This window comes from Xylophilus rhododendri (assembly GCF_009906855.1).
Lineage (GTDB): Bacteria > Pseudomonadota > Gammaproteobacteria > Burkholderiales > Burkholderiaceae_C > Xylophilus > Xylophilus rhododendri.
The window spans coordinates 2,558,048-2,571,568 of the sequence record NZ_CP047650.1 but is presented as its reverse complement, the minus strand read 5'-3'; the positions used below and the strand labels follow the sequence as shown (position 1 = coordinate 2,571,568).

Here is a 13,521-nt window from a genome sequence, read left to right as displayed (position 1 = left end):
CAGGAGCAGGAACCCATGCCCATCACCCCCCAGCAGGCGCTGCAGCGCACCATCGAACACCGCGAGATCTTCCACGACGAGATGCTGCACCTGATGCGCACCATCATGAGCGGCGAGATGTCGCCCGCGATGACGGCGGCCATCATCACCGGCCTGCGGGTGAAGAAGGAAAGCATCGGCGAGATCACGGCGGCCGCGCAGGTGATGCGCGAATTCGCCACCAAGGTGGAGGTGGCCGACAGCACCCACCTGGTCGACATCGTCGGCACCGGCGGCGACGGCTCGCACACCTTCAATATCTCCACCTGCACCATGTTCGTGGCGGCCGCGGCCGGCGCGCGCGTGAGCAAGCACGGCGGCCGCAGCGTCAGCAGCAAGAGCGGCAGCGCGGACGTGCTGGAGGCCCTGGGCGCCGACATCAACCTGCCGCCCGAGGCCATCGCCCGCTGCATCGCCGAGGTCGGCATCGGCTTCATGTTCGCGCCCAACCACCATCCGGCGATGAAGAACGTGGCGCCCGTGCGCAAGGAACTGGGCGTGCGCACCATCTTCAACATCCTGGGGCCGCTGACCAACCCGGCGGGCGCGCCCAACATCCTGATGGGCGTGTTCCATGCCGATCTGGTCGGCATCCAGGTGCGGGCCCTGCAGCGCCTGGGCGCGCAGCATGCCCTGGTGGTGTTCGGCAAGGACGGGCTGGACGAGATCAGCCTGGGCGCCGGCACGCTGGTGGGCGAGCTGAAGGACGGCGAGATCCACGAATACGAGATCCATCCCGAGGACTTCGGCCTGGCCATGGCCAGCAGCCGCGCCCTGAAGGTGGAGACACCGCAGGAGTCCATGGCCCTGCTGCGCGGCGTGCTCGACGGCGCGCCCGGGCCGGCGCGTGACATCGTCTCGCTCAACGCGGCGGCGGCGCTTTATGCGGCCGGCGTCGCATCCTCCATTCCCGAAGGCCTGGCGCAAGCGCGCTCGGCCATCGATTCCGGCGCCGCGCGCGCCAAGCTGCAGCACTTCGTCGAACGGACGCAGGTGCTGGGCATGCAGAAAGCCAGCGCATGAGCGACATCCTCCAACAGATCATCGAAGTCAAGCACCAGGAAATCGCCGCGGCGAAGGACCGGGTGCCCCTGGACCAGGTGCGCGCCGATGCCGAGAGCCGGGTGCTCACCCGCGACTTCGTCGGTGCCCTGCGCGCCAAGATCGCGGCGGGCGATCCGGCGGTCATCGCCGAGATCAAGAAGGCCAGCCCTTCCAAGGGCGTGATCCGCGCCGACTTCATCCCCGCCGACATCGCGCAGAGCTATGCCGAAGGCGGCGCCGCCTGCCTCTCGGTGCTGACGGACCGGCAGTTCTTCCAGGGCAGCCCGGACTTCCTCAAGCAGGCACGTGCCTCGGTGGGCCTGCCGGTGCTGCGGAAGGACTTCATGGTCGACCCCTACCAGATCTACGAATCGCGGGCCATGGGCGCCGACTGCATCCTGCTGATCGCTGCCGCCCTGGAAGACGGACTAATGGCCGAGCTGGAAGCCATCGCGCTGGGCCTGGACATGGCCGTGCTGGTCGAGGTGCACAACCGCGAGGAGCTGCAGCGCGCGCTGAAGCTGCGCACGCCGTTGATCGGCATCAACAACCGCGACCTGCGCAGCTTCGAGGTCAGCCTGGACACCACACTCTCGCTGATGGCCGATGTGCCCGCCGACCGCCTGCTGGTGACCGAATCCGGCATCACCGCCCAGCCCGACGTGGAGCGCATGCGTGGCGCCGGCGTGAACGCCTTCCTGGTCGGCGAGGCCTTCATGCGCCACGAGGAACCGGGCCAGGCCCTGGCCGAGCTGTTCTTCGACTGAGGCGGCGGCCATGGCGGCAGATCAGCTGAGCAGCGCCGACCCCGCCGACTGGCCGGTCGCGCCCGGATGGGCAGCCCTGGTGGATGCCTTCTTCACCGGTCCGGCCGGGCAGAAGCTGCTGGGTTTCCTGGCGGCCCGGCTGGACGCCGAAGCGACCATCTTTCCGCCCCAGCCCCTGCGGGCGCTGGAGCTGACGCCGCCCGAGGAGGTGCGTGTCGTCATCCTCGGCCAGGACCCATACCACGGCCGCGGCCAGGCCGAGGGGCTGGCCTTCAGCGTGGCGCCGGGCGTGGCCCTGCCGCCCTCGCTGCGCAACATCTTCAAGGAACTGGAACGCGACCTGGGCACCCCCTGGCCGACGTTTCCCTCGCCCGGCGGCAGCCTGGTGAAGTGGGCGCGCAAGGGCGTGCTGCTGCTCAACACCTGCCTGACCGTGGAAGAGGCGCAGCCCGCCAGCCACGCCGGCAAGGGCTGGGAGGTGCTGACCGACGCGGTCATCCGCCAGGTGGCCGAGGGCGATCATCCGGTCGTCTTCATGCTGTGGGGCGCGCATGCGCAGAGCAAACGTGCCTTGATCGACACGAAGCGGCACCTGATCCTCGCCTCCAACCATCCCTCGCCGCTGTCGGCCCTGCGCCCGCCCGTGCCTTTCATCGGCAACGGGCATTTCTCGCAGGCGCGCGAATGGCGCGACCGGCACGGCAAGCCGGGCGCCTGATCAGGCGGTGCTGCCGACGTAGTCGCGGCGGATGTCGATGGTGCTTTCGCTGCCCAGCGCGTCGAAATGCCGGGCCAGCCACTTCGCCGCCGCCGCGCGGCCCTCGCCGAAGAGGCGCTCCACCATCGCCGGGTCGGCCGACAGCTTGCTAGATGCCGACAGATCCTGCATGGCCTTGCCGCCGTCGATGCGGTGCAGGCGCACGCTCTTGTACTCGGCACCCTCCACCAGTTCGCCGCGGGCGATCAGCCGGTTGATGAAGTCGATGGTGCGCATCTGCGCCAGCAGGCTGGCGTTGAAATTGAGTTCGGTGACACGCTCCTGGATGTCCTGCACGCCCTGCGGAATACGCTCCCGCGACAGCGGGTTGAGCTGCACCAGCACGATGTCGCGGCTGTCGCAGCCGTCCACCAGCGGCGCCAGCGGCGGGTTCGAGGAAAAGCCGCCGTCCCAGTAGGCCTCGCCGTCGATCTCCACCGCCTTGAACATCTGGGGCAGGCAGGCGGATGCCATGAGCGCATCGAGGGTGAGTTTGCGGCCCTTGAAGATGGTCGCCTGCCCGGTGCGCACCTGGGTGGCGGACACGAAGACCTTCGGCTGCTGCAGCCGGCCCACGGATTCGAAATCGATCTCCTCCTGCAGGAGCTTGCGCAGCGGATTGAAGCCCAGGGGATTGGACTGGTAGGGCGACATCCAGCGGCTCATCGCATCGCCGAAGGCGCTGCCGGCATCGCTGCTCCAGCCACCGGTCATCAGGCGGGCGATGCCCTGGGCCATCGAGCCCAGCCCGGCAAGGCCCGCGACGCCGCGCCAGACGCGCGCGAGGGTGTCGCGTGCCAGCTGGCTGCGGCCCTCGCGGGTCGGTCCGCCGTTGGCGAAGCCGTGGGCCAGCGCCACCGCATTGACCGCGCCGGCGCTGGCGCCGCTCAGGCCGGAAATATCGAGCCGGCCGTCTTCCAGCAGCGCATCGAGCACGCCCCAGGTGAAGGCGCCGTGCGATCCGCCGCCTTGCAGCGCCAGGCTGATCGGCCTCGGCGCCTCCAGGACGGCGACTGCCGACGTCGGCAAGTCCTTGTGGTTCATGGCTTTTCTGCTGCACCGCCAGGGGAGGCGCAGGGTATGTTGCAGTGCAGCATTGTGGGCCAATGAGCCTGATCTTGCAAAAAACCGGCACACCTATTGAAAACTGCCACAAAACCTCGCTATACTCTGAGGCTCGCCGGAGGGGTGCCCGAGTGGCTAAAGGGGGCAGACTGTAAATCTGTTGGCTTACGCCTACGCTGGTTCGAATCCAGCCTCCTCCACCAGCGAAACGAATTGAAGTGGTAGCGAACTTTTGTTGCTCAGTCAGGCTCTCAAGGCCTGGTCGATGCGGGAGTAGTTCAATGGTAGAACCCCAGCCTTCCAAGCTGATGACGCGGGTTCGATTCCCGTCTCCCGCTCCATCGTTCGTTTTGCAGGTGTCGTGACAGATCTGGCGATGTGTTGATTTTCGGTGGGGTCCGCGAAAGCGGGCTTCGCTGCCCTTGTGGCTCAGTGGCAGAGCACTCCCTTGGTAAGGGAGAGGTCGTGGGTCCGATTCCCGCCAAGGGCACCAATTGTGGCGCCATCCTTCGGGGTGGCGCCCATTTCTGTTGTTTTGAAATTCAGATTTAAAGTTTTTTTCGGAGTCGGACAATGGCAAAAGGAAAATTCGAGCGGACCAAGCCCCACGTCAACGTGGGCACCATCGGCCACGTGGACCATGGCAAGACCACGCTGACGGCTGCGATCGCAACCGTTCTGTCGAAGAAGTTCGGCGGCGAAGCCAAGGCCTACGACCAGATCGACGCAGCGCCTGAAGAAAAGGCCCGCGGCATCACGATCAACACGGCCCACGTCGAGTACGAAACGGCCAACCGCCACTACGCACACGTCGACTGCCCCGGCCACGCCGACTACGTCAAGAACATGATCACCGGCGCCGCCCAGATGGACGGCGCGATCCTGGTGTGCTCGGCCGCCGACGGCCCGATGCCCCAGACCCGCGAGCACATCCTGCTGGCCCGCCAGGTGGGTGTGCCTTACATCATCGTGTTCCTGAACAAGTGCGACATGGTCGACGACGCCGAGCTGCTCGAGCTGGTCGAAATGGAAGTGCGCGAGCTGCTGGACAAGTACGACTTCCCCGGCGACGACACCCCCATCATCCACGGCTCGGCCAAGCTCGCCCTGGAAGGCGACTCCGGCAAGCTGGGCGAAGAAGCCATCATGAAGCTGGCTGAAGCGCTGGACACTTACATCCCGACGCCCGAGCGCGCCGTGGACGGTGCCTTCCTGATGCCCGTCGAAGACGTGTTCTCCATCTCCGGCCGCGGCACCGTGGTGACCGGTCGTGTCGAACGCGGCATCGTCAAGGTCGGCGAGGAAATCGAGATCGTCGGCATCCGCGACACCGTCAAGACCACCTGCACCGGCGTGGAAATGTTCCGCAAGCTGCTGGACCAGGGTCAGGCCGGCGACAACGTCGGTATCCTGCTGCGCGGCACCAAGCGTGAAGAAGTCGAGCGCGGCCAAGTGCTGTGCAAGCCCGGCTCCATCAAGCCGCACACGCACTTCACCGCCGAGGTGTACGTTCTGTCGAAGGACGAAGGCGGCCGTCACACGCCCTTCTTCAACAACTACCGTCCGCAGTTCTACTTCCGCACGACCGACGTCACCGGCGCCATCGAGCTGCCGACCGACAAGGAAATGGTCATGCCTGGCGACAACGTGTCGATCACCGTCAAGCTGATCAACCCCATCGCCATGGAAGAAGGTCTGCGCTTCGCCATCCGTGAAGGCGGCAAGACCGTCGGCGCCGGCGTGGTTGCCAAGATCATCGCCTAAGGCTTTGTTTTACGAAGGGGTATAGCTCAATTGGCAGAGCGTCGGTCTCCAAAACCGAAGGTTGTAGGTTCGATTCCTACTGCCCCTGCCACCTGAAGGTGGCAAGCAAGCCCGTCATGACCTGACGGGCTTCGGCGTCTCCAGGGACGCCTTTCTCGATTGCATTGCAGGAAACCCCAGCCTCATGGCGACTTCCCAAGTTGAAACCGTCAGCACCGGCGCGGACAAGGCCAAGATCGGCCTGTCCATCGCCATGGTGCTGGCCGCGCTGGTCGCGTTCTATCTGCTGTCGCGCCAGGGCGCATTGGCGCAGTGGGCCGCGTTGCTGGTCGGCCTGGTGGTCGCCGCCGTGCTGTTCTTCACCTCGGAAAACGGCAAGCAGCTGATTGCCTTCGGCCAGGATTCCTGGCGCGAGGTGCGCAAGGTCGTATGGCCGGCGCGCAAGGAGGCCATCCAGATCACCGCCTACGTATTCGGCTTCGTGATCGTGATGGCCTTGTTCCTGTGGGTGACCGACAAGACGCTGGAATGGGTCTTCTACGACCTGTTGCTGGGCTGGAGAAAATAATGGCGGACACCGTGGACAACACTTCCGACGACGCGCTGGTTCCCGAGGGCGCTTCTGCGCCCGCAGCGCCTGCTGCCAATCCGGACCTGCGCTGGTACATCGTCCATGCCTATTCGGGCATGGAAAAGGCGGTCGAGCGCAACATCAGCGAGCGCATCGTGCGCGGCGGCATGGAGCAGCGCTTCGGCCGCATCCTGGTGCCCACCGAAGAGGTGGTCGAGGTCAAGAACGGCCAGCGCCGCACCACCGAGCGCCGCCTGTTCCCGGGCTACGTCTTCGTCGAGATGGTGATGGACGACGACACCTGGCACCTGGTCAAGCACACCAACAAGGTGACCGGCTTCGTCGGCGGCGCCAAGAACCGTCCGGCGCCGATCTCGGAAGAAGAAGTCCAGAAGATCGTCAGCCAGATGCAGGAAGGCACCGAGAAGCCCCGCCACAAGGTGGAGTTCATCGTGGGCGAACTGGTGCGCGTCAAGGAAGGCCCCTTCACCGACTTCAACGGTTCGGTCGAGGAAGTCAATTACGAGAAGAACAAGGTGCGGGTGTCCGTCACCATCTTCGGCCGCGCCACGCCGGTCGAACTCGAATTCGGCCAGGTCGAGAAGACCTGAGGCTTTTCGGTCTTCATCCCAATTTGTCGCGGGCGCATTTTTCGACTCGGTGCCCGCGACGTAGTCGATAGAGTCGGCAAACCCCGGGGAGCCCGGCGGTCTTCGTGACCCGCCAGGCGTTATCACCCGCAAGGAGCAAAACATGGCGAAAAAAATCGTCGGTTTCATCAAGCTGCAAGTACCGGCCGGCAAGGCCAATCCTTCGCCGCCGATCGGTCCCGCACTGGGCCAGCGCGGCCTCAACATCATGGAGTTCTGCAAGGCGTTCAACGCCCAGACCCAAGGTGTCGAGCCGGGCCTGCCGCTGCCGGTGGTCATCACCGCTTTCGCGGACAAGAGCTTCACCTTCATCATCAAGACGCCGCCCGCGACCGTCCTGATCAAGAAGGCGATCAAGCTCGACAAGGGTTCGCCGGTGGCGAACAAGCAGAAGGTTGGCAAGATCACCCGCGCTCAGCTGGAAGAGATCGCCAACACCAAGATGAAGGACATGAACGCTGCCAGCCTCGACGCCGCCGTGCGTACGCTGGCGGGTTCTGCCCGTTCGATGGGCGTGACCGTGGAGGGCCTGTAATCATGGCTAAGCTGACCAAGAAACAAAAGAGCCTCGAAGGCAAGGTCGAGTCCACCAAGCTGTACGCGCTGACCGAAGCGCTGGCGATGGTCAAGGAAGCCGCCACCGCCAAGTTCGATGAATCCATCGACGTGGCCGTGCAGCTGGGCATCGACGCGAAGAAGTCCGACCAGGTCGTGCGTGGCGCCGTCGTGCTGCCCAACGGCACCGGCAAGACCAAGCGCGTGGCCGTGTTCGCCCAGGGCGCCAAGGCTGAAGAAGCCAAGGCCGCCGGCGCCGACATCGTCGGCATGGACGACCTGGCCGCCATGGTGAAGGCGGGCGACATGCCCTTCGACATCGTGATCGCCGCTCCGGACGCCATGCGTGTCGTCGGTACCCTGGGCCAGATCCTGGGCCCGCGCGGCCTGATGCCCAACCCGAAGGTCGGTACCGTCACCGCCGACGTCGCCACCGCCGTCAAGAACGCCAAGGCTGGCCAGATCCAGTTCCGCGTCGACAAGGCCGGCATCATCCACGGCACCATCGGCCGTCGTTCCTTCGACAGCGACAAGCTGCAAGGCAACCTGGTCGCGCTGATCGATGCGCTGACCAAGGCCAAGCCGGCTTCGAGCAAGGGTGTCTACCTGCGCAAGGTGGCCGTGTCTTCCACGATGGGTCTGGGCGTCCGCGTGGACACCCAATCCATCGCTGCAGCCTAAGGGCTGAAAAATTCGGGTGGCCGCCAGGCCGCCCGGTGGTGGGCTGGGCGCCCGCCCTCGGCAGAAGTGCCGAAGGCGAGGCGTCCAGGCCATCCAAGACCGCTGGTGCAGGGCGCAGGTCCTGCTTAATCGCCGCAAGACGGCCAGCGCAGATGGCGATCCCACCGCCAAAGGAACAAGCCTCGTGCCTGATCCTGGAAACGGTTGGTCGCTGCAACAAGAGCGTGCCGAAGGGCCTTCGGGTCCCAGGCACATTGAAGGAGTAGACCTTGAGTCTGAATCGCAGTGAGAAAGAAGCGGTCATTGCAGAAGTGACCAGCCTCGCCGCCAAAGCTCAATCGCTGGTGATTGCGGAATACCGCGGCATCACGGTCGCCGACATGACGAAGCTTCGCAACCAGGCGCGCAGCGTCGGTGTGACCCTGAGTGTTCTGAAGAACACCCTGGCACGCCGCGCAGTCGCCGGCAGCGGCTTCGAGATCGTCGCCGACCAGATGACCGGCCCGCTGATCTACGGCTTCTCCGAAGACGCAGTGGCCGCCGCCAAGGTGGTGGCCGACTTCGCGAAGACCAACGACAAGCTGGTCATTCGCGCGGGCGCGCTTTCGGGCAAGTCGCTGGACGTCGCTGGCGTGAAGCAACTGGCCAACATCCCGTCCAAGGAAGTGCTGCTGGCACAACTGCTGGGCCTGATGCAGTCCCCCATCTCTCGTACCGCTCGCGTTCTCGCGGCGCTGGCGGAGAAGCGTGGCGAAGGCGCAGTCGCAGAAGCACCGGCCGCCGAGGCGACGGAAGCTGCCGCAGCCTGAGCGCTCGGCAAACCAACCAACACAAGTTTTCTAGGAATTCAAAATGGCATTCGATAAAGACGCTTTCCTGACCGCGCTCGACAGCATGACGGTCATCGAACTCAACGACCTGGTCAAGGCCATCGAAGAGAAGTTTGGCGTGTCCGCCGCGGCCATGTCCGCACCGGCAGCCGGTGGCGGCGCCGCTGCTCCGGCCGCTGAAGAAAAGACCGAATTCAACGTCGTGCTGCTCGAAGCCGGCGCCCAGAAGGTCGGCGTCATCAAGGCCGTGCGCGAAATCACGGGCCTGGGTCTGAAGGAAGCCAAGGACCTGGTCGACGGCGCTCCGAAGAACGTCAAGGAAGCCCTGCCGAAGGCAGACGCCGAAGCAGCAGTCAAGAAGCTGATCGAAGCCGGCGCCAAGGCCGAGCTGAAGTAAGCTCTTCTGCAGCAGGGGGCTGGGGTGCTGAAAGGCCCCCAGCCTTTTGCTGTTTCAGGCAGTGTGTTAAGAACACAGCACAAAGACGCGAAGTTCGCGTCTTTGTAGTGTCTTCTGAGCCCCGACGACAGAAGGCGCCTTGGTCCGGGCGATGTGCAATGCATCGCCGTCCGCCATGGTTGGTAGTGGCCAACCGCCAAGCTTGCCGCGCGCATGCATAGCCTGCCGCGCGGCAGGTCAAGTCGAATCAGGACTCATGTCTTTGCCCGGAGAACTCATGGCCTATTCCTATACCGAACGCAAGCGCATCCGCAAAAGCTTCGGCAGCCGCGACAGCGTGCTGGAAGTCCCCTACCTGCTGCAAATGCAGAAGGACGCCTATACCGCCTTCCTGCAGGCCGATACCGCCCCACGCAAGCGAACCATCGAGGGCCTGCAGGCCGCCTTCGACGCTGCGTTCCCCATCGTCTCGCACAACGGCTTCGTGGAGATGAAGTTCGTCGAATACAACCTGGCCAAGCCGGCGTTCGACGTTCGCGAGTGCCAGACCCGTGGCCTCACCTTCGCCTCGGCCGTGCGCGCCAAGGTGCAGCTGATCATCTATGACCGCGAGTCCTCGACTTCGCAGTCCAAGGTGGTCAAGGAAGTGAAGGAACAAGAGGTCTACATGGGCGAAGTGCCCCTGATGACCGAGAAGGGTTCCTTCATCATCAACGGTACCGAGCGCGTCATCGTGTCGCAGCTGCACCGTTCGCCCGGCGTGTTCTTCGAGCACGACAAGGGCAAGACCCACAGCTCGGGCAAGCTGCTGTTCTCGGCACGCATCATCCCCTACCGCGGCTCCTGGCTGGACTTCGAGTTCGATCCGAAGGACATCCTCTACTTCCGCGTCGACCGCCGCCGCAAGATGCCGGTCACCATCCTGCTCAAGGCCATCGGCCTGACGCCGGAAACCATCCTGGCGAACTTCTTCGTCAACGACAACTTCCGCCTGATGGACAGCGGCGCGCAGATGGAGTTCGTGCCCGAACGCCTGCGCGGCGAAGTGGCGCGCTTCGACATCACCGACAAGGCCGGCAAGGTCGTGGTCGCCAAGGACAAGCGCATCACCGCCCGCCACACCCGTGAACTGGAACAGTCCGGCACCACGCACATCAGCGTGCCGGAAGACTTCCTGATCGGCCGCGTGGTCACCAAGAACATCGTCGATACCGACACCGGCGAGATCATCGCCAAGGCCAACGACGAGCTGACCGAAGTGCTGCTGAAGAAGCTGCGCACCTCGGGCATCTCCGAGCTGCAGGTGATCTACACGAACGAGCTCGACAAGGGCGCCTACATCTCGCAGACCCTGCGCAGCGACGAAACCGCCGACGAGTTCGCCGCCCGCGTGGCCATCTACCGCATGATGCGCCCCGGCGAGCCGCCGACCGAAGACGCAGTCCAGGCCCTGTTCCAGCGCCTGTTCTACAATCCGGATACCTACGACCTGTCGCGCGTCGGCCGGATGAAGTTCAACGCCAAGGTCGGCCGCGACGAAGCCACCGGCCCGATGGTGCTGACCAACGACGACATCCTGCAGGTCGTCAAGATCCTGGTGGACCTGCGCAACGGCAACGGCGAAGTCGACGACATCGACCACCTGGGCAACCGCCGCGTGCGCTGCGTCGGCGAACTCGCCGAGAACCAGTACCGCACCGGCCTGGCGCGTATCGAGAAGGCCGTCAAGGAACGTCTGGGCCAGGCCGAGCAAGAGCCGCTGATGCCGCACGACCTGATCAACTCCAAGCCGATTTCCGCGGCCCTGAAGGAGTTCTTCGGCGCGTCCCAGCTGTCGCAGTTCATGGACCAGACCAACCCGCTGTCCGAGATCACGCACAAGCGTCGTGTCTCGGCCCTCGGCCCGGGCGGCCTGACCCGCGAACGCGCAGGCTTCGAAGTGCGCGACGTGCACGTGACCCATTACGGCCGCGTCTGCCCGATCGAAACCCCTGAAGGCCCGAACATCGGCCTGATCAACTCGCTGGCCCTGTACGCCCGCCTGAACGAATACGGCTTCATCGAGACACCGTACCGCCGGGTGGTCGATGCCAAGGTCACGATGGAGATCGACTACCTGTCGGCCATCGAGGAAGGCAAGTACGTCATCGCCCAGGCCAACGCGGTCCTGGACAAGGACGGCAAGCTGACCGGCGACCTGGTGTCCGCCCGTGAAGCCGGCGAATCCATCCTGGTCAGCGCCGACCGCATCCAGTACATGGACGTGTCGCCCGCGCAGATCGTGTCGGTGGCCGCCTCGCTCGTGCCCTTCCTGGAGCACGACGATGCGAACCGCGCGCTGATGGGCGCCAACATGCAGCGCCAGGCCGTGCCGGTGCTGCGTCCCGAGAAGCCGATGGTCGGCACCGGCATCGAGCGCGTCTCCGCGGTCGACTCCGGCACCGTGGTGACCGCCACGCGCGGCGGCATCGTCGACTACGTCGATGCCACCCGCATCGTGATCCGGGTGAACGACGAAGAAGCCCAGGCCGGCGAAGTCGGCGTGGACATCTACAACCTGATCAAGTATCAGCGTTCCAACCAGAACACCAACATCCACCAGCGTCCCATCGTCCAGAAGGGCGACAAGCTGGCCAAGGGTGACGTGATCGCCGACGGCGCATCGACCGACCTGGGCGAACTCGCCCTGGGCCAGAACATGCTCATCGCCTTCATGCCCTGGAACGGCTACAACTTCGAAGACTCGATCCTGATCTCCGAACGCGTCGTCGCAGAAGACCGCTACACCTCGATCCACATCGAGGAACTGGTGGTCATGGCACGCGACACCAAGCTGGGCGCCGAGGAAATCACCCGCGACATCCCGAACCTGGCCGAGCAGCAGCTCAACCGCCTGGACGAGTCCGGCATCATCTACGTCGGCGCCGAAGTGCAGCCCGGCGACACGCTGGTCGGCAAGGTCACGCCCAAGGGCGAGACCACGCTCACGCCGGAAGAGAAGCTGCTGCGCGCCATCTTCGGCGAGAAGGCTTCGGACGTGAAGGACACCTCGCTGCGCGTGGACCAGGGCTCGCAAGGCACCGTGATCGACGTGCAGGTCTTCACCCGCGAAGGCATCCAGCGCGACAAGCGCGCCCAGCAGATCATCGACGATGAGCTCAAGCGCTTCCGCCTGGACCTGAACGACCAGCTGCGCATCGTCGAGGCCGACGCCTTCGACCGTATCGAGAAGCTGCTGACCGGCAAGACCGCCAACGGCGGCCCGAACAAGCTGGCCAAGGGCAGCAAGCTCGACAAGGCCTACCTGTCGTCCGTCGAGAAGTTCCACTGGTTCGACATCCGCCCGGCGGAAGACGAAGTCGCGACCCAGCTCGAATCGATCAAGAACTCGCTCGAGCAGACCCGCCACAGCTTCGACCTGGCCTTCGAAGAGAAGCGCAAGAAGCTCACGCAGGGCGACGAGCTGCCGGCCGGCGTGCTGAAGATGGTCAAGGTCTACCTGGCCGTCAAGCGCCGCCTGCAGCCGGGCGACAAGATGGCCGGCCGCCACGGCAACAAGGGTGTGGTCTCCAAGATCGTTCCGGTCGAGGACATGCCCTATATGGCCGACGGCACGCCGTGCGACATCTGCCTGAACCCGCTGGGCGTGCCTTCGCGCATGAACGTGGGCCAGGTGCTGGAAGTCCACCTGGGCTGGGCCGGCAAAGGCATCGGCCAGCGCATCGGCGACATGCTGCAGCGCGAAGCCAAGGTGGCCGAGCTGCGCAAGTTCATGGACGAGCTCTACAACTCGACCGGCCGCGGCGTGGACCTGGCCAAGCTCGACGACGGCCAGCTGCTGTCGATGGCGGCCAACCTGTCCAACGGCGCGACCTTCGCGACGCCGGTGTTCGACGGCGCCGCCGAAGAAGACATCCGCGCGATGCTCAAGCTCGCCTATCCGGACGAACTCGCCAAGGCCAAGAACCTGACCGACACCCGGACCCAGGCCTGGCTGATCGACGGCCGCACCGGCGAGCAGTTCGAGCGCCCGACCACCATCGGCTACATGCACTTCTTGAAGCTCCACCATCTGGTGGACGACAAGATGCACGCCCGCTCCACCGGCCCGTACTCACTGGTCACCCAGCAACCGCTGGGCGGCAAGGCCCAGTTCGGCGGCCAGCGCTTCGGCGAAATGGAAGTGTGGGCGCTGGAAGCCTATGGCGCCTCCTACGTGCTGCAGGAAATGCTGACCGTGAAGTCCGATGACGTGCAGGGCCGTACAAAGGTGTACGAGTCCATCGTCAAGGGCGAACACGCCATCGAAGCCGGCATGCCGGAATCGTTCAATGTGCTGGTCAAGGAAATCCGTTCCCTGGGCCTGGACATCGAACTCGAACGTTCCTAATCGGAAAGGGA

The 13,521-nt window shown here is 64.8% G+C and carries 12 protein-coding genes and 4 tRNA genes; 15 read left to right on the top strand and 1 reads right to left on the bottom strand.

Features of this window, described 5'->3' with window-relative positions:
• Positions 1-15 precede the first annotated feature (15 nt).
• Genes trpD through GT347_RS11905 form a run of 3 tightly spaced genes read left to right on the top strand, consistent with a single transcriptional unit; the run spans position 16 to position 2,568 of the window.
• Positions 16-1,062 (top strand): anthranilate phosphoribosyltransferase, encoded by a 1,047-nt coding sequence (gene trpD, locus GT347_RS11915; protein ID WP_160552154.1) that lies wholly within the window; start codon positions 16-18, stop codon positions 1,060-1,062.
• The gene (trpC, locus tag GT347_RS11910) at positions 1,059-1,850 is read left to right on the top strand and encodes an indole-3-glycerol phosphate synthase TrpC (RefSeq protein ID WP_160552153.1); all 792 of its coding nucleotides are present in this window, start codon (positions 1,059-1,061) and stop codon (positions 1,848-1,850) included. The genes trpD and trpC overlap by 4 nt, the downstream gene beginning before the upstream one ends.
• A 10-nt stretch (positions 1,851-1,860) precedes the next feature.
• A complete protein-coding gene (locus tag GT347_RS11905; protein ID WP_160552152.1) occupies positions 1,861-2,568 on the top strand; it encodes a uracil-DNA glycosylase in 708 nt (235 codons plus the stop codon).
• Here GT347_RS11905 and GT347_RS11900 read toward each other — a convergent pair whose 3' ends face one another.
• Positions 2,569-3,651, bottom strand: a complete 1,083-nt coding sequence (locus GT347_RS11900) for a patatin-like phospholipase family protein (RefSeq protein ID WP_160552151.1) — start codon at positions 3,649-3,651, stop codon at positions 2,569-2,571.
• 138 nt (positions 3,652-3,789) lie between these two features.
• Here GT347_RS11900 and GT347_RS11895 point away from each other — a divergent pair.
• The 12 genes from GT347_RS11895 to rpoB all read left to right on the top strand — a co-directional run bounded on the left by GT347_RS11895 (position 3,790) and on the right by rpoB (position 13,510).
• Positions 3,790-3,875, top strand: a tRNA-Tyr gene (locus tag GT347_RS11895).
• 64 nt (positions 3,876-3,939) lie between these two features.
• A tRNA-Gly gene (locus GT347_RS11890) sits at positions 3,940-4,013 on the top strand.
• 77 nt (positions 4,014-4,090) lie between these two features.
• Positions 4,091-4,165, top strand: a tRNA-Thr gene (locus GT347_RS11885).
• Between the two features lie 80 nt (positions 4,166-4,245).
• Positions 4,246-5,436, top strand: coding sequence for an elongation factor Tu (gene tuf / locus GT347_RS11880; RefSeq protein WP_160552150.1), 1,191 nt, complete (start codon positions 4,246-4,248; stop codon positions 5,434-5,436).
• Positions 5,437-5,451: 15 nt separating this feature from the next.
• Positions 5,452-5,527 (top strand) — tRNA-Trp (locus GT347_RS11875).
• 93 nt (positions 5,528-5,620) lie between these two features.
• Positions 5,621-6,004 carry a preprotein translocase subunit SecE gene (secE, locus tag GT347_RS11870; protein WP_160552149.1) on the top strand — a complete coding sequence of 128 codons (384 nt, stop codon included), beginning with the start codon at positions 5,621-5,623 and terminating at the stop codon, positions 6,002-6,004.
• On the top strand, positions 6,004-6,618 hold the full coding sequence (gene nusG / locus GT347_RS11865) for a transcription termination/antitermination protein NusG (RefSeq protein WP_229722846.1): 615 nt from the start codon (positions 6,004-6,006) through the stop codon (positions 6,616-6,618). The genes secE and nusG overlap by 1 nt, the downstream gene beginning before the upstream one ends.
• 142 nt (positions 6,619-6,760) lie before the next feature.
• Positions 6,761-7,192, top strand: coding sequence for a 50S ribosomal protein L11 (rplK, locus tag GT347_RS11860; protein ID WP_160552148.1), 432 nt, complete (start codon positions 6,761-6,763; stop codon positions 7,190-7,192).
• 2 nt (positions 7,193-7,194) lie between these two features.
• On the top strand, positions 7,195-7,893 hold the full coding sequence (gene rplA, locus GT347_RS11855) for a 50S ribosomal protein L1 (protein ID WP_160552147.1): 699 nt from the start codon (positions 7,195-7,197) through the stop codon (positions 7,891-7,893).
• A gap of 269 nt (positions 7,894-8,162) precedes the next feature.
• Positions 8,163-8,702 (top strand): 50S ribosomal protein L10, encoded by a 540-nt coding sequence (rplJ, locus tag GT347_RS11850; RefSeq protein WP_160552146.1) that lies wholly within the window; start codon positions 8,163-8,165, stop codon positions 8,700-8,702.
• A 43-nt stretch (positions 8,703-8,745) separates the two neighbouring features.
• On the top strand, positions 8,746-9,120 hold the full coding sequence (rplL, locus tag GT347_RS11845) for a 50S ribosomal protein L7/L12 (protein ID WP_160552145.1): 375 nt from the start codon (positions 8,746-8,748) through the stop codon (positions 9,118-9,120).
• A gap of 277 nt (positions 9,121-9,397) precedes the next feature.
• Complete coding sequence (gene rpoB / locus GT347_RS11840; RefSeq protein WP_160555315.1) at positions 9,398-13,510, top strand: DNA-directed RNA polymerase subunit beta; 4,113 nt, start codon at positions 9,398-9,400, stop codon at positions 13,508-13,510.
• Positions 13,511-13,521 lie beyond the last annotated feature (11 nt).